Raw genomic sequence first — 16,217 nt, 5'->3', positions numbered from 1 at the left:
GTTCAAAACGCCTTCGATTTCTTCGCAGTGAATGTTCTCCCCGCCGGAGATAAACTGATTATCGCACGCCCCAGTATCCGGAGTTCGCCGTCAATCCACTGTCCCATATCCCGGCTATCAACCACCCCTGTCCATCCACCAGCGGGGTGATTTCCCCTGATGAAAGTAGCCGCTCGCAAGGGTGTCCCCCCAATCAAAATCCGGTTGTTTTTGAGCTGAACCTGCCGATTGGGCAATACACGCCCGGCGGTGGCGATGCCGTCAATTTGCTTCGCCGTTACTGTCGATGCGGCTTCTGTCATGCCATAACCCAGCCAGGTCTGAATGCCTTGCTGGGCCGCCTGCTGGCATAACGACACGGGCACATCACTGCCACCCAGCAGGACCTGGTTGAGCGACAACGGCTGCTGCCATTCAAGCAGACGCTTGAGCTGTGTTGCGACCAATGAAGCGTGAGTCACGTCCTGAATATCCTGAGCCGCGCCACGCCCACTTTCAGGCAGGCCCCGACACTGAGCCAGCGATACACAATGGCAAGTCCGGACACATGATACAGCGGCAAACTAAGCAGCCAGCAATCCGAAGACTGGAACGAAAACACCGCCAGCAAGCCTCGGGCCGACGCCAGATGCTGGGCCTGCGTATGCGCGACCGCTTTGGGCACACCGGCGGAACCGGAGGTGAAAAGAATCGAGGCCAGCCGATCCGACCGACAGGCTGTTCCTGGTACGGGCTGTTTTCGTGGCGCTGAACTGAACGCTGCATCCAGATCCAAAAACGCAACGTCAGTACGCATCGACAGCCTGTCTGGTTTATTCGCAGAATCGCGCTTTGCCGCTCGAATCGTCTGGCTGAACAGGCCGAACCAGACCCAGTGCGGCTGACCCGGCCGGTACAATACCGCCAGCTTTTCATACAACCGGATGGCAGGCTGCGGCATCACAAATGCCGTCGTGACGCCCAGTTGCAGACAGGCCAGATGCAGGAAAACCAGTTCCGTTGAATTTTTCCCGACCACCGTCACCACATCGCCGGGCGCAACCCCCTGTGCTGACAGATGGGCGGCAAGGTCATCAACCTTCTCTGCCAGCGCGCGCCAGTTGTATGATTCATCCGCAGTGCGCAGCGCAAAGATGTTCCGGCGGACTGCCGCCCAATGTCGCCAGAGGTAGTCAGACATCATCATTCCCATATTCCCACTAATCTTTGCGCCGAAAGTTGCTGAACAGGCAGCGAACTGCCCGGCCACGGACATTCCAGCTGCGCCTGAAAGCAGTGCAGCGTATCCAGCCCCGGTACAGCGTCCGGCAACAGCCAGTGCGAGAGGCGAGCGATCTGCGTCAGGCCCAGGCTGGATTCAAGGCTTGAACTGAGAACGGCCTGCATACCTGATTGGCGAGCCGCCTGAATCAGCAACAGACAACGCTGTACCGAACCGATCAGCGTGGGTTTTACGACAATTGCAGCCGCTTTGCCCAGCTGTTCAAGCTGAAAATCCGGCTGGCTGACCGCGGCCTGCAGCGTTTCATCCCAGGCCAGCGGCAAGTGACTTTCTGCTGCAAAATTCAGACTGTCTTGCGGTTGCTGACAAGGCTCTTCAATGAAAGCAATTCGTGAATGCAAATCCGGTCTCAGATGCGCAGAAAACACGCGCGCCTGCGACAGCGTCCAAGCGCGGTTGGCATCCAGACGCAGCACCAGCGCCGGATGTGTCGTCAGTAGACGATTGATCTGCTCTGATTCCTGAGCCGGGTCCCCGCCCGACTTTGACTTTCGCGATCCGGTCCGTTGATGGCAGCGTAACCGCAGCGTCACAGCGCAATAACGTGCCGGGGTAAATACACCGGCAGCAGGCAAGCGACGCGCAAGTTCCATCTCAGCCATCGACAATCCGAACGCCACCGACGGAAACAGTGTCGCTGTCTCCATCATTCGATCAGAGCCATGAACCCAGCCAAACAACGCAAGCGCAGCCTGAGCGCCAGCCTGAGCCAGAGATTCCACTCCATCCGGACAACGGCGCGATTTCCCCGAGGCCACTGCCGCCCCCCTCGCGCAGCTCGGCAATGTAACCCGCCGCTCAGTCACACGCCTGCCCCGGAGTATCACACCGCTGTCCATGGATAATCGATATTCGTAGAGTCTGGCGATCGCTGTGTCATAGGTTCATCCAGCAGGACTACGGATTGCGTTTGAACTTGTTGAAATCAGGGCGGCGCTTCTCGTTGAACGCATTCCGGCCTTCCTGCCCTTCTTCGGTCATATAGAACATCATGGTGGCATTGCCCGCCAGTTCCTGCAGACCTGCCTGACCGTCGCAGTCAGCATTCAGGCGGCTTTCAGACAGCGCAGCGCCATCGGACTGTGCTGAAGCACTTCCCGGCACCACCGCACGGTTTCCCTTTCCAGCTCTGCCAGTGGGACAACGGTGTTCACCAGCCCCATGTCCAGCGCTTCCTGAGCATCGTAGAAGCGGCACAGAAACCAGATTTCACGGGCCTTTTTCTGACCCACGATCCGAGCCATGTAAGACGCCCCCAGCCACCGTCGAATGAGCCGACTTTCGGCCGGTCTGGCCAAATTTCGCATTCTCAGCAGCAATAGTCAGATCGCACATCATGTGCAGCACATGCCCGCCCCCGACGGCCCAACCGGCCACCGCAGCGATCACGGGTTTGGGCAGGTACGGATCTGGCGCTGAAAATCGAGCACATTGAGATGATGCATGCCGGATTCGTCCTGATAACCGCCGTAATCCCCCCGGATTTTCTGATCACCGCCTGAACAAAATGCCGCTTCACCCAGTCCGGTCAGAATGATCACGCCCACGTCGGCGTCGTATCTCGCATCGGCGAGCGCCTGCATCATTTCCTGAACCGTCTGAGGACGGAAGGCGTTATGCACCTGTGGCCGGGCAATGGTGATCCGGGCAATCCCGTCGGATGATTTTGTGGTATTCAATATCCGAAAATGGCTGGCCACCGTGAAGCCACTCAATCGGCGCATAAAGTTCGTCTTCGGTTCGTCCCATAGTGATGGTCATAAGCGCTCCGCTGTCATTGAATCTGATGTGTTCTGAAGCCCGGCGAGCTGCACGACTGCGCGTGCAAACGCTGCTGGCCGGGCCAGATGTGTGTTGTGCCCTGCACCGGCAATCTGCGTGACGGGGAAAGCCGTCTCAAATGCCAAGCGGGAAAATTTGGTATCCCGTGCCCCGCAGATGTAATGCACGGAACGGGCTGAATGTGTAAGGCTTGCCGCAGCGGTTCCTGACGCGCCAGCGAGGTCGCGAGCAGCATCCGGGCCACAGCTGCACCATCGTTCTGTCGCCGGATATCAGCCATGTGCTGTCTTTGGGCAGGATCGAGTGAGGAAAAGACCGGCTGCTGATACCAGTCCTGCAACACATCGCTCAAAGGCTCCCGGCGAAAGCGCCGTGCCCAGCGCGCATCATGACGCCAGCGCTGTTGTTTCTCCGACGCTGATGCCAGCCCGACATGGCCGCCTTCAATCACCAATTGCTGAATCGGTAAGGATCCAAACAGACCCGCCGCCAGACCATGCATGGCAATCCGTCCGCCGAGCGAATAGCCCACCAGCACCAGCGGCTGCCCGGGGGCAAGCGCGCGGAGAGCGTGTCGGCCACTTGAGTCGCGGCCTGATTCAAAGAATCGCAGTCCACAGCAACACTCCGCCCGTGGCCAGGCAAATCCAGTGCAATACTGCGAAAATCCGAAAGGGAACGGGCACAGGTTCGCCAGTCCTCCCCGCTCCCCAGCAGGCCATGCAGAAAAACCAGCACCGGCCGGGTTGTCCCCTCATGCACTGACAGGGTGCGGCTAAACAGCATACAACCGCTCCTTCAGCGCGCGAAGATGGGCCGCCGCCTCGCCTGCAGGCGTCTTCACCTCAACCAGTAATGCGCCTTGTCCGGTTTGGAAGTGCTCGCTGACTTTAGATTGATAATCCGGCAAAGTAACCGGGTTGTGATACGCCACACCGAACTGGCTTGCAGCATGCGCAAAGGCAAGACCATGCGGCATCTGATAAAGGTGCTGACGCGCTGAGTCCGGCACCGGCAGAAGATCAAAGATCGCCCCGCCGTCATTGTTCGTGACCACAATCACCACAGGTGCCGTGCATTGGCGCATGAGCGCCAGCGAATTCAGATCATGCAGCAATGCCGTATCTCCCAGCATCAGCAGCAATGGCTGTCCGGTCGCCCGCTGAACGCCCGCGGCAGTCGCGACCAGTCCATCGATGCCAGATGCACCGCGATTGGTGTAAACCGAACGGCCTTCCAGCCGGGTGAATCCATCCGCCAGCCGCACAATCAGGCTGTTCCCCAGAAACAACCCCGCTTGCTGGCCGCGCTGGCTTAAATCGATTGCCAGTGCGATTTCGCTCAGCGCCGACGTGTTTGTCAGATAGTCATCCATCAACGCCTGTACCGCTGACAACCGCTTTTCAGCCCTTCCGCCCATTCCCGCCTGTGGGATGCCGGTTCAGGAAGCAGGCTCGTGGCAGATTCGGCCCAGTTTGCAATGCCGGACACCCAGTGTCGCTGCGGCAGATGAGCCGGATTCTGACGACGGGATTCTGCCGTGACCAGCCAGTGCTCGCACCGGCCATGGCTGATGTGCTCTGCAAGCCACTGATTCAAGCGTTTGGACACCAGCCGTGCGCCAAACTGGATGACAAACTCGCAGTCATTGAGCGATGCGGCCAGCGTGGGATCTTGCAGCCAGAGATCAAAATGTGCCCATGGACTGCTGATCCCGGATTGCGGATCACAAAGCAAAGGGCAGCCGAGTTTTTCGGCCAGTGCCGCCACAGCCTGCGCCTCCGTTGCCGTCAGATCCCCCGCGAGAATCAACACATTCTTTTCCGCCAGCTGAGGCAGATCCGACGGTAAATTCACAGCGACATCAGGCATCCACGTCTGGCTGTATGGCGTGGTCCGTTGCCGCCACTGAGACAGTACCGGACGGATAAAAGCAGACTCATCCGGCGATTCATCCAGATAAGCGGTTCCGGAAACGGACAGTTGAAATGAATCGCACCGCCATCGCGCGACTGGGCTGCCATCAGTCCATCCACCGAGGTCAGAAGCCAGCTGAGTGATACCGACGCAGACGGGCTGGGCAAATCCAGCGATGTCGTGACATGGCCGGAAAAAATACCGGATTGAACGATCGCCTGATTCGCGCCACAGCCAATCAGTTCTGCGGGACGATCTGCGGTCAGCAGCACCAGCTTTTCACCCGTCAGCCCGGCCTCCACCACAGCCGGCAGCAGATTCGCCACCGCCGTGCCTGACGTCACCACCACTGCCACCGGCTGGCCACTGGCTTTTGCGATCCCCAGCGCCAGAAATCCGAGGCCACGTTCATCGAAATGGGGATGCAGTCGGATTTTCGGATTGGCATCGGCCTCCAGCGTCAGAGGCGTCGACCGGGAACCCGGTGCCACGCACAGGTGTGCCACGCCGTGTCGGGTGAGCTCTTCCAGCAAGGTTCTGGCCCAGATCCGGTTCAGTCGCGCCTGTTCGCTGACCATCAGGCAACCTCCAGCTCATTCAGAACCCGTGCCGGATCATCCAGCAGGGACATCAGGGTCGACAGTTTCTGATTCAGCTCCTGCCACTCACTGGCCGCATCTGAGCCCGGCACAATGCCCGCCCCGGCAAAAAATTTCAGGTGCTCACCTGTCACTTCGGCACTGCGGATCGCAACACAGAACTCAGCTTTCTGGTGGCTGAAATATCCCAGAACCGGCATACCAGCCCCGGTCAAACGGCTCATGCTGCTGAAGAAAAGCCAGCGCAGACGAACGAGGCCATCCGGCAACGCAGCAGTTGCGTGCAGGGCTTCAAGCACTGCCGCCCCATTCACCCCCGGTTTCAGCCGAGCCTGAATCGGCCGCTTCAGATGCTGAACCTGCCGTAACCGATCAAACTGGCAGCTGTCTCAACAGTCAGGTGCGCTGCCAAAGGCGTCAGACGCGCGAGAATGTCATCCACCACATACTGATTTTCCTGACGGTTCTTCCCATCAAGACTCAGCCACTGAGCCAGCTTCTGGTCCTGCGCCGGATTCCGGCCCCGGCCGATTGTTCCGGCCAAAGCCTCGGTCTGCACCTGACAGCCCTCCTGTAAGTACAGGCGCTCCGGCGTCGCACCGATAAAGGCGTGCTGCGCATTCAGGGCAAACAGAAAATGAAAACTGCCGGCATTCGCCTGGCCACTGGCCTTGAGTAACTGAGTTGCCAGAACAGGTTGGCTGACCCGGACGGTTGTCTGCCTTGCCAGCACCACTTTCCCAACCTGACCCGACGCCACCTCGGACAGTACTTCGGTCACTAATTGGTGCCAGTGCGACGGGTTCGGCGTATGGCGAACTGAGCGCAGATGGGTGTCAATGGCCGGTAATCCGGGCACTTCAGCCACCAGCCGAGAGAGCGCCTCCAGTGCCGCTGTTTTCCCGGCATTCAGATTGACCGACAAAGACCATTGCTGCCCTTGCCGGAACAGTTCAATCTCCGGCAAAAAGAAATAGGAAGACCTTGCAGCATCCCCGCTGTCGTCAAATGCCTTGCATCCCCAGATCCGCTGGGGTTCCGACAACTGTATCTCTGCACCCGCAGGATCGGTGAAAACCGCCTGCTGACCAAGTACCACAGCCTCTTCGAGCCCGTCTCGGGACTGCCAGTATAATTTGGGAAATAACGGCTGCGCCTCCAGCCAATCCGGTACAGATGCCTCGGGCAGACCGGCGAACGGCAGGGTCAGTCTGAGCGTCCCCTCGGGGCGTGCTGAATCTGTTCTGTCAGTGCAGAAACCGCCTGATGAATTCGCAAGTTCTATCCTCTTCAAGCACGGAAGGTTTTGCTTCAGCACATGGGCTGAAGACAGATGAAACCAGTCTATGTGCATGGCAGGCAAAGGATCCTGCCCCAGATCAATCTTGCGTGCAGATACAGGGGTTCGGATAAAAAGAGCGGCCACTGAGGGGCCGCTCGGGATGTTTGATTGACTTTGAAGCCAGAGATTAAATTAAACAAAGGCCAGGCGTGCGGCAAAGGCCAGCAGGACAACCCCTAATGTTCGCTCAATGATGTGCATCTGATGATGGAACCAGTTTCTTGCCTTCGGCGCAGAGAAAACCAGACTGACCAGCATGAACCAAACGGCATTGACGGAACACATCCAGATCCCGTAGAAAGCCTGTACCGCCAGCGGTGTATCCACGCTGACAACATTTGTCATCACGGCCAGGAAAAACAGGGTCGCTTTCGGATTGTCGCATTGGTTAAGAAGCCAATCCCAAGGCACGTCGCAGAGATTGTTGTTCCGTCTCCGATGCGTTTTCTCCGTTCACTGCCATTTGCCCCTTCGCAGGTTTGCTGCGGCATAATTGGACACCCAGATACACCAGATAACAGGCACCGAGAAGCTTCGCCACCAGCAGGGTTTCAGAGGTATGCATTAAGGCGCTCACGCCTAACAGGGTATAAAGCACATGAACGGATAAGCCCGTGCCGATACCCAGCGCCGTCATCACCCCATGCAGACGCCCAAATTTCAGACTTTGCCGAACGGTCACCACGAAGTCTGGGCCCGGGGCAACAACGGCCATGAAATGGATCAGGGCCAGATAAAAACTCCGGCCAGTATGCTTGAATCATCACTAACTCCAAAAGGTTAAAGGATGCTGCTGGCCCCGGTATCCGACAAAGCAGGACAGACTCAGACGCTGTCCCTGAATGCCCGGTGTCACCGAGTGCATTTTTCTTGAATTGAACAGCAACAAATCACCGGGTTCCGGTGCAATTTCAACGCGGGTGCGCCGAGAATATCGGGCTCAATCCCATAACTGTCTTGTCTGAGTGCATCAAACTCTTCCGGCCCCAGCTCATTCTGCCAGACCTGTAAATGCCCGCCCTGTTCAGGCATGGTCAGATAAACATTACAGGCAAACTGAGCCGAGAGGCTGTGTGCCCGGAAGCTGTCCGGCATCTTTCGCAAAAATATCATGATGGGCTAAAAAGCGGATATTCTCATCAACCACCCGCGATAACCCCACCGACATTTTCTTGCCGTATAAGGTTTCCAGTTGCGCGCCAGCCGGCCAGATCTCATCCAGACAACAGCGCAAGACATCCAGCGGTGAAGCATAAGGCTTACAGCGCTGGCGCAGCTCATGAATGTTGGACTGCGCCTGAGCAAAATACCGCTCAAGGAGGGTGGGATCCCGTTCTGCTTCATAAAAAGCCATGCCGATCCGGCCAATACTCGGCGCATTGATATACGCATCATAGCCGGCGGTCAGGATTCTGTCGCCCAGAGACAGTGCGTGTTCCCTGTCGATAAAATCCTTCACCCGGATCACAGACAGTCCTGATTGGCTAGCTTTGAAATGGCCGTTGCATCCATGCTTTCAAGATCGAGTAACACGATTCATTCCTTTGATTCGATGTCGTATTTCACGACGAGTTTGTTCTTTTTCAGTTTCACCGCAGCAGAAACCTGTCCACCCACTTCAGCCAGTGAGGCCAGATGCGTGCCACCACAAGGCCAGGGCGCCAGCTCACCAAAACCAACCCAGCGTAACCCTTTGTCATCCACATGGATCTGCGCAGCCAACTGCGCCTGAATCAGCGTTGCCAGGGCATCTTCAATCTCATCGGCAGTGAGGTCACGATTGCTGGCTTCCGGCATAAATTCGATCCGGCATTCTCCCGGCCAGTGATGTGCTTTCACGGGTTTCCATCCGTGTCGCTGACCAATGTTGCCAATCACATGCCCGACACTGTGCAGCATGGCATGCTGATGCCTCACCGCCGGATCCACTTGTAAAGACACGGGACCTGCTGCAATCGAGCGTCCAGCCAATGCAAAATCACCCCGTTCACGTCCTTCACTTGCAAGACTCGGGCGGAAACACCGTTGTCACTTTGCAGAACGCCGATATCACTGGGTTGTCCACCGCCTTGCGGATGAAACAAGGTGGCGTCGAGTTCAGCAAAGTACCCTGACTCATCTGCTTCACAACGAGGACTTGCGCACTTCCTGAGAGTTCGGATCTCCATATACAAGCGTTTGGTCATTGATAATTCCTTTATCACTTTCATTCAGCGAATGATGCTAATACAAAACTCAATGCATTTAAACGCATCATGAATTCAAAATTCTTTTGCGATTCACGCACAAATGATACCAATCAAAGTCAGTCAATGATCAGAAATAGCGCAGGGGAAATGTTTGAGAACAAGGCAGACTTTTTAGAAGTCCTGATTCTACAATCAAAAAATCTAACGCAGTGATCGAACAATTGAACAAGCTAGGATGACCAGTGATTGACTGCGATTGGTATGACACAGCGCTTTTCTCAGCCAACTGAAATGAAAAACATCCGGGCTCAAATTCAGCCACTGCCCCAAAGAAAAAACCGGCGCCAAGACGCCGGTTCTGAAGAAGCCATTCAATAGCCAATCAGTTGATGGTGAACAGCGCCATAAAATCATGTACTGGGTTGCTTCCAGTGCCGCCTGATCACTACACAGATCGACAATGTGTTCACTGATGCCCTGCGGGAATCGGGTGAGCAGGTTCCGTCTGAATTTTCGCTCCAGAACCGGAATCCCTTCCTCACGGCGTCGGCGATGACCAATGGGATAGTCCACGGCCACTTTGTCGGTACTGGTGCCGTCACTGAAGAAAATCTGAATCGCATTGGCGATGGAGCGTTTATCCGACTCCAGATATTCCGCGCTGTAACGCGGGTCTTCCATGATTTCCATCTTACTGCGAAGCTGATCGATGCGTTTGTCACCACGATGGAAGTCATCTTCATAGTGTTCGGCAACCAGATACCATAAATCAGCGGCACCGCGATCATATATTGCAGGCAGTGGTCCCGGTCTGCCGGGTTGGCGAGATCGCCGGACTTCGAAATAATCCGAATGGCAGACTCATGGGTCGTCACTTCGATCCGTTCAATCTCGTCCAGACGATCTTTGACCTGCTCATGCAACGTCACCGCACATTCAACCGCAGTCTGGGCGTGGAATTTCTGCCGGGAAAGAAATTTTGAACAGGACATTTTCCATCACATAGCTGCCAAAATCCTGATTCAGCTTGAACGGCTGACCATTGAACAGCACATCGTAATAGCCCCATTTGGGTGCCGTGAGCACAGAAGGCAATCCCATTTCACCTTTCATGGTGATCATCGCCAGTCGCACTGCACGGGAGGTGGCATCGCCCGCTGCCCACGACTTACGGGAACCGGCATTCGGCGCATGGCGGTACGTGCGCAGCGCGCAGCCATCCACCCAGGCCTGAGAGACGGCATCAATGATCTGATCCCGGTTACCACCCAGCATTTTGGTGACGACGGCGGTTGAAGCCACCCGAACCAACAGGACATGATCCAGCCCAACCCGGTTATAGCTGTTTTCCAGTGCCAGCACGCCCTGAATTTCATGAGCTTTAATCATCGCCGTCAGCACATCCCGCATGGTCAGCGGTGCTTTGCCTTCGGCCACGGCAACACGGCTGAGGTAATCCGCTGTCGCCAGAATACCGCCCAGATTATCGGACGGATGGCCCCATTCCGCGGCCAGCCAGGTGTCGTTAAAATCCAGCCAGCGGATCAGACACCCGATATTGAATGCAGCCGTGACCGGATCCAGCTCGTGAGAAGTCCCCGGCACGCGCGCCCCATGTCGTACTGTGGTGCCCGGTACCGTCGGGCCAAGATGCTTGGTGCATTCCGGAAATCTCAAAGCAAGCAGGCCACAGCCCAGCGTGTCCATCAGGCAATTGCGCGCGGTGTTGTAGGCTTCCGCAGGCAATGTCGGTGTTTGCAACATAGTCGGCAATCTTCACCAGCAATGCATCAGGCTGCGGGCGTTCATTCAGTTCAACGTTCAGGCTCATTCATCGTTCCTTTTACTTCAGAGTCGTGATTGTTTCCGCCCTTCTTTTTGAAGGGGCGAGAATCTTTGGGATGGAAACAGGGAAGATTGCTTCTCTCCCTATTTGCGAGGGGAAGACCGATCATCGACGCTGTTCAATCGGCAGCCAGTCCTGATGATCCGGCCCGATATAATCGGCACTCGGACGGATAATCCGGTTATTGGCACGCTGCTCATACACATGCGCTGCCCAGCCCGTTACCCGGCTCATGACAAAAATCGGGTGAAGAGTTGGGTCGGAATGCCCATAAAATGGTACGCCGAGGCATGAAAGAAATCCGCATTGGCAAACAAGCCTTTCTCACGTTTCATCACAGCTTCGACCCGCTCAGAAACAGCGTACAGCCGGGTGTCTCCCACATCCTGTGCCAATTTGCTGGACCAGGCTTTGATCAGCGCATTGCGGGGATCCGATTCCCGGTAAATCGCGTGCCCGAACCCCATGATTTTTCTTTGTTTGCCAGCATTTTCAGGATATTGGCTTCTGCTTCATCTGGTGTTTTCCAGTGTTCAATCATCGCCATTGCGGCTTCATTCGCCCCGCCGTGCAGCGGCCCGCGGAGGCTGCCAATGGCGGCGGTGATGCAGGAATGCAGATCAGACAGAGTCGAGGCACAGACGCGCGCCGTAAAGGTGGATGCATTGAATTCATGTTCTGCGTACAGAATCAGCGAGCAGTCATCACCTGTTTGTGAAGTTCAGAGGGGGCTTCGCCCGTCAGCATTTCCAGAAAATAACCGCCGGTACAGTCCTGAGTCTGGCTGGCCGTCTCAATCCGGATGCCGTCATGACTGTAGCGATACCAGTAACAGATGATCGCGGGCAGCATGGCCAGCAGGGTATCGGTTTTATCGGCTTGCTGGCTGAAGTCAGTTTCCTGATCCAGATTCCCCAGCACAGAACAGCCGGTTCGCATCACATCCATCGGATGCGCGTCGGCCGGGATCGTTTCCAGCACGGTTTTCAGTGCATCCGGTAATCCGCGTTTTGCTTTCAGGGTTGCTTTGTACTGATCCAGTTCAGACTGAGTGGGCAGTTTGCCTTTCAGCAGCAGATAAGCCACCTCTTCAAACTGTGCGTGATGTGCCAGATCGGTGATGTCATATCCCCGGTAGGTCAGGCCCGTTCCCGTTTTACCCACGGTGCACAGTGCCGAGCTTCCCGCACTCTGACCACGCAGACCTGCGCCCCCAAGGGTTGATTGCGTGAATGATCCTTGTCTGCCGTCTGTTGATTGTCCGCTTGCACTGAATGGGTCGCAGTCATTCCGGGCTCCTTTCTTCACGTTATGTCACGTTATTGAATTGAGGCGATCACTTCTTCCACCTGCTCTTTTTCTGTTACATGAAATCGTTTTGTTTCTCCCCCTTGATAAGGGGAAGGGATATTAGTGCTCACCATAAACTCAGTATTGTCCCTCCCCCTTTTCAAGGGGAGGTTAGGAGGTTACCGGCACAGTTTCTGAATCTGCGCACAACCCTACGAACCCCACCCTAGCCCTCCCTTGCCAAGGGAAGGGATATTAGTACTCACCATAAACTCAGTATTGTCCCTCCCCCTTTTCAAGAGGGAGGTTAGGAGGGGTTACCGGGCACAGTTTCTGAATCTGCGCACAACCTTACGAACCCCACCCTAGCCCCCCTTGCCAAGGGAAGGGAATATTAGTGCTCACCATAAACTCAGTATTGTCCCTCCCCCTTTTCAAGGGGGAGGTTAGGAGGGTTGCCGGGCACAGTTTCTGAATCTGCGCACAACCCTACGACCCCACCCTAGCCCTCCCCTTGCCAAGGGAGGGAATATTAGTGCTCACCATAAACTCAGTATTGTCCCTCCCCCTTTTCAAGGGGAGGTTAGGAGGGGTTACCGGCACAGTTTCTGAATCTGCGCACAACCCTACGACCCCACCCTAGCCCTCCCCTTGCCAAGGGAGGAATATTAGCTCACCATAAACTCAGTATTGTCCCTCCCCCTTTTCAAGGGGTGAGGTTAGGGTTACCGGGCACAGTTTCTGAATCTGCGCACAACCTACGAACCCCACCCTAGCCCTCCCCTTCCAAGGGGTTAGTGCTCACCATAAACTCAGTATTGTCCCTCCCCCTTTCAAGGGAGGTTAGGAGGGGTTACCGGGCACAGTTTCTGAATCTGCGCACAACCCTACGAACCCCACCCTAGCCCTCCCCTTGCCAAGGAAAGGGAATATATATGCGAGTTGTCACTCACCGCTGAAAAGTTTATCCAGCTTTTGCTCATACTCATGATAGCCAAGATAGTGATAAAGCTCCTCGCGGGTTTGCATCTGATCCACCACCTGACGCTGATGTCCGTCGGCCCGTAAATGCTGATACACATTGAGCGCCGCCTGGTTCATGGCCCGGAAGGCCGACAGCGGATACAGCACCATGCCCACGCCCTGCTCCGCCAGTTCATCGCAGGAAAACAACGGGTCTGACCAAATTCCGTGATGTTTGCCAGCACAGGCACCTGGACCGCATCCACAAACTGCCGGTACTGCGCCAGCGTATTCATGGCCTCGGGGAAAATCATATCCGCACCGGCCTCAACACAGGCAATCGCACGCTCAATCGCAGCATCCATCCCTTCGACCGCCAGAGCATCGGTGCGCGCCATGACCACAAAACTTTCATCGTGACGGGCATCCACAGCCGCTTTGATGCGATCAACCATTTCAGCCTGGCTGACAATGGCTTTATTCGGACGGTGGCCACAGCGTTTCTGCGCCACCTGGTCTTCCATGTGGACCGCCGCCGCCCCGGAGCGCTCCATTTCACGAGTCGTGCGGGCGATATTGAAAGCGCCACCAAACCGGTATCGATATCCACCAGCAAGGGCAAATCACAGCCGCAGTGATGCGGCGGACATCTTCAGTCACGTCATTGAGTGTGGTGATCCCCAGATCCGGCAAACCATAAGACGCATTGCAATGCCGCCGCCTGAAGATAGATCGCCTGATGCCCGACCTGCTTCGCCATCATGGCGCAATACGGATTAATCGTGCCCACAATCTGCAATGGGTGATTGTCGGTCACCGCCTGACGAAATCGCTGTCCTGGCTTCATCATCAACTCCTTGGTTTATGTCTGGATGCTTCGTGCTTTAACTGACTTTCAATCAGACGCCGGCTCCGCAGGATATGGCGACGCATCAGCATTTCTGCAGCTCTCGTCACGGTCTCGTATGCGGATAAGATTTGAATATGCTCGTTCAGGCGCGTTCGGGACGGGAATGCGAACGCGGCGACTGAAACCTGTACATCCGCAGCAGGTGATAAAGCTCATCGCATAACAAACTGATCAGTTGCTGTTCCGGCTTGCCTGAATAATGCGGTAATGAAAATCAAAATCACCGTGCTGATGAAAATAAGACGCCCCGTCGACCTGCTCGATATGAGCCTGATGGGTATCCAGTAATACTGCCAGCCCTTCAATTTCTGCGTCTGTGATGTGCTCGCACGCCTGCCGTGCAGCCATGCCTTCCAGTGCTTCGCGCACTGCATAAATCTCGACCAGCTTCTCCGGCTGAGTGCAACGACGCGCGCGCCAACATGAGGAATACGCTCGACCAGTCCAAGCGATTCGACCCGCATCATGGCTTCACGGAGCGGCCCGCGACTGACTTCAAACTGCCGGGCCAGTTCGGGCTCTGAAATTTTACTGCCCCCGGAAAAACACCGGTCACAATGCGCTCGACCAGCACTTCCAGCAGACTGTTCGATTTCGTCGGCTCTTTCGCACTGTCGCGCTTTCGGTCTGTCATCAGGGGGATTGACGCCAGCGTGTCAACAATCTCACTGTTCTCGAACTTCTCCACAGGGTTCAACCTTACACATTGTCAACAATCATCAATAGATGACTTGAAAATAGTCAGGATCTGACTGATTTTCAAGCCAGGACTTGAACATTCTGATGATGAATCATACAAATTGTCGACAATGTGAAAGCGATCGAGAAATACAACGCTTCATACAGCCTTGAGCAGGCGATGCTTCAGGAAGGGAACCGGAGTGTCAGAGCGACACTCCGAAACAGATTAACGATAGTCATTTTGCCGTCATCAGATTAAACAGCTGCGGAAAGAACCGCTTGATGGTTGGTGCCCAATTGACCGTGGGCCGCAATTGCCTTAAGCATCTGCTTAGGGGGGCAATAGGGGGGAAGTTTGGAGCCCGTTTGGAGAATGATGCGCAATGGCAGTGCGGACAGAGCGGGGCAAATCGTCAGGCAGTGAATACCGTATTCGCTGACTTCGGCCCGCAGGCAATCCATAAAACCGACCACAGCGTACTTGGATCCGGAATAGCCGGTTCTGAGCTTTGAACCCACTTTCCCGGCCACACTGCTGATCGACACCACGCTGCCGCCACCGGCTTCAATCATTCTGGGCAGCACCGCTTTCGTCATCGCGACCAGTCCGAAATAATTCACTTCCATTAACTGGCGGTAAACTTTGAATTCGTTCTCCAGAAACAGGCTGCGTTGCGAGATGCCTGCATTGTTTATCAGAATGTCCACCCGGCCAATCTCATCCAATATGGACGGGAGATCCTGAAGCAACCGCTCGGGCTGCGATAATCCAGCGGTACAATCCGATGCTTGCCTGGCCAGCCCGGCAAGAATGGTGTCCAGCCGCTCTTTCCGACGCGCGGTTAAGATAACGTTCGCGCCCTGCGCTGCAAACTGCTCCGCCAGCGCCTGTCCGATACCGGACGACGCACCTGTAATCCAAACGGTTTTATTCTGAAACGTCATGACGGCTCCTTGTCTTGTGTTCCGTGTTGAAAGTCAGCTGACCTTTATCGCGCATTAAGGCTTAACCGGGCCTGCATGCTGAACGATATGTTGCTCAAGTTCGGTGTAATACCCCAGTAAAAACAGCCCCTCCGCCAAGATAAACAGCGGGCCAATCACCAATCCGATCAGATCATCCGCGAAAGCCGGCTTTTTTCCTTCAAAATAGTGTCCGATAAACTGAATGACCCATCCCATCACAAACAGACCCAGACTGATTGCGATCCAGCCAACCCATGAAAGCTCGGCAATGGGAACGGCCGCCCAGATCATGACACTCAATATCAATGCCATCAGCATGCCCAAAGCCACACTCAACCGGAGGTAATACAGCACGCTGAGAGCGGTGACGACCACCGCGCCATTCAACGTCACCGATCCCAGACCCACCTGTAACCGGCACCACAGGCAGATCACGGCGAAAACGATCAA

9 protein-coding genes and 9 pseudogenes are annotated in these 16,217 nt (G+C 55.7%); all 18 read right to left on the bottom strand.

Going from position 1 to position 16,217, the window contains the following annotated elements:
- Window positions 1-2 precede the first annotated feature (2 nt).
- Window positions 3-461 (bottom strand): AMP-binding protein, encoded by a 459-nt coding sequence (locus tag KDD30_RS24805; protein ID WP_211651975.1) that lies wholly within the window; start codon window positions 459-461, stop codon window positions 3-5.
- A complete protein-coding gene (locus tag KDD30_RS24800) occupies window positions 458-1,186 on the bottom strand; it encodes an AMP-binding protein (protein WP_211651974.1) in 729 nt (242 codons plus the stop codon). Before KDD30_RS24800 ends, KDD30_RS24805 begins: the two co-directional genes overlap by 4 nt.
- Window positions 1,183-2,151 (bottom strand): o-succinylbenzoate synthase, encoded by a 969-nt coding sequence (gene menC / locus KDD30_RS24405; protein ID WP_256449250.1) that lies wholly within the window; start codon window positions 2,149-2,151, stop codon window positions 1,183-1,185. The genes KDD30_RS24800 and menC overlap by 4 nt, the downstream gene beginning before the upstream one ends.
- 28 nt (window positions 2,152-2,179) lie before the next feature.
- Window positions 2,180-3,043: pseudogene (gene menB / locus KDD30_RS24400) on the bottom strand (1,4-dihydroxy-2-naphthoyl-CoA synthase).
- Between the two features lie 13 nt (window positions 3,044-3,056).
- Window positions 3,057-3,596, bottom strand: coding sequence for a hypothetical protein (locus KDD30_RS24980; protein WP_371826141.1), 540 nt, complete (start codon window positions 3,594-3,596; stop codon window positions 3,057-3,059).
- Window positions 3,512-3,850 (bottom strand): alpha/beta fold hydrolase, encoded by a 339-nt coding sequence (locus KDD30_RS24975; RefSeq protein WP_371826140.1) that lies wholly within the window; start codon window positions 3,848-3,850, stop codon window positions 3,512-3,514. The genes KDD30_RS24980 and KDD30_RS24975 overlap by 85 nt, the downstream gene beginning before the upstream one ends.
- A pseudogene (menD, locus tag KDD30_RS24390) lies at window positions 3,840-5,559 on the bottom strand (2-succinyl-5-enolpyruvyl-6-hydroxy-3-cyclohexene-1-carboxylic-acid synthase). Before menD ends, KDD30_RS24975 begins: the two are co-directional and overlap by 11 nt.
- A pseudogene (locus tag KDD30_RS24385) lies at window positions 5,559-6,858 on the bottom strand (isochorismate synthase MenF). Before KDD30_RS24385 ends, menD begins: the two co-directional pseudogenes overlap by 1 nt.
- A gap of 196 nt (window positions 6,859-7,054) precedes the next feature.
- Window positions 7,055-7,686, bottom strand: a pseudogene (locus KDD30_RS24380) (LysE family translocator).
- 2 nt (window positions 7,687-7,688) lie between these two features.
- Window positions 7,689-8,455 (bottom strand): annotated as a pseudogene (locus tag KDD30_RS24970) (2OG-Fe(II) oxygenase).
- 3 nt (window positions 8,456-8,458) lie between these two features.
- Window positions 8,459-8,863 carry a hypothetical protein gene (locus tag KDD30_RS24370; protein ID WP_211651973.1) on the bottom strand — a complete coding sequence of 135 codons (405 nt, stop codon included), beginning with the start codon at window positions 8,861-8,863 and terminating at the stop codon, window positions 8,459-8,461.
- Window positions 8,836-9,108 (bottom strand): hypothetical protein, encoded by a 273-nt coding sequence (locus tag KDD30_RS24365; RefSeq protein WP_211651972.1) that lies wholly within the window; start codon window positions 9,106-9,108, stop codon window positions 8,836-8,838. The genes KDD30_RS24370 and KDD30_RS24365 overlap by 28 nt, the downstream gene beginning before the upstream one ends.
- Window positions 9,109-9,493: 385 nt before the next feature.
- Window positions 9,494-10,942, bottom strand: a pseudogene (locus KDD30_RS24360) (bifunctional 2-methylcitrate dehydratase/aconitate hydratase).
- A gap of 120 nt (window positions 10,943-11,062) precedes the next feature.
- Window positions 11,063-12,121 (bottom strand): annotated as a pseudogene (gene prpC / locus KDD30_RS24965) (2-methylcitrate synthase).
- A gap of 1,071 nt (window positions 12,122-13,192) precedes the next feature.
- Window positions 13,193-14,057 (bottom strand): annotated as a pseudogene (gene prpB, locus KDD30_RS24350) (methylisocitrate lyase).
- 2 nt (window positions 14,058-14,059) lie between these two features.
- Window positions 14,060-14,754, bottom strand: a pseudogene (locus tag KDD30_RS24345) (GntR family transcriptional regulator).
- Between the two features lie 302 nt (window positions 14,755-15,056).
- Window positions 15,057-15,746, bottom strand: a complete 690-nt coding sequence (locus KDD30_RS24340; RefSeq protein WP_211651971.1) for an SDR family NAD(P)-dependent oxidoreductase — start codon at window positions 15,744-15,746, stop codon at window positions 15,057-15,059.
- A 54-nt stretch (window positions 15,747-15,800) separates the two neighbouring features.
- A partial coding sequence (locus KDD30_RS24335; protein WP_211651970.1) for a DUF962 domain-containing protein occupies window positions 15,801-16,217 on the bottom strand: 417 nt, incomplete at its 5' end.

Origin of the sequence: Photobacterium sp. GJ3, from assembly GCF_018199995.1 — a bacterium.
Classification (GTDB): domain Bacteria; phylum Pseudomonadota; class Gammaproteobacteria; order Enterobacterales; family Vibrionaceae; genus Photobacterium.
Note: the sequence above shows the minus strand (reverse complement) of the source record. Positions and strands in the feature narration are given on the sequence as shown.

Coding starts and splice junctions, on each gene's coding strand:
- KDD30_RS24800 (WP_211651974.1), bottom strand. CDS start 1,186: ATGATGATGTCTGACTACCTCTGGCGACATTGGGCGGCAGTCCGCCGG.
- KDD30_RS24975 (WP_371826140.1), bottom strand. CDS start 3,850: ATGCTGTTTAGCCGCACCCTGTCAGTGCATGAGGGGACAACCCGGCCG.
- KDD30_RS24365 (WP_211651972.1), bottom strand. CDS start 9,108: ATGACCAAACGCTTGTATATGGAGATCCGAACTCTCAGGAAGTGCGCA.
- KDD30_RS24340 (WP_211651971.1), bottom strand. CDS start 15,746: ATGACGTTTCAGAATAAAACCGTTTGGATTACAGGTGCGTCGTCCGGT.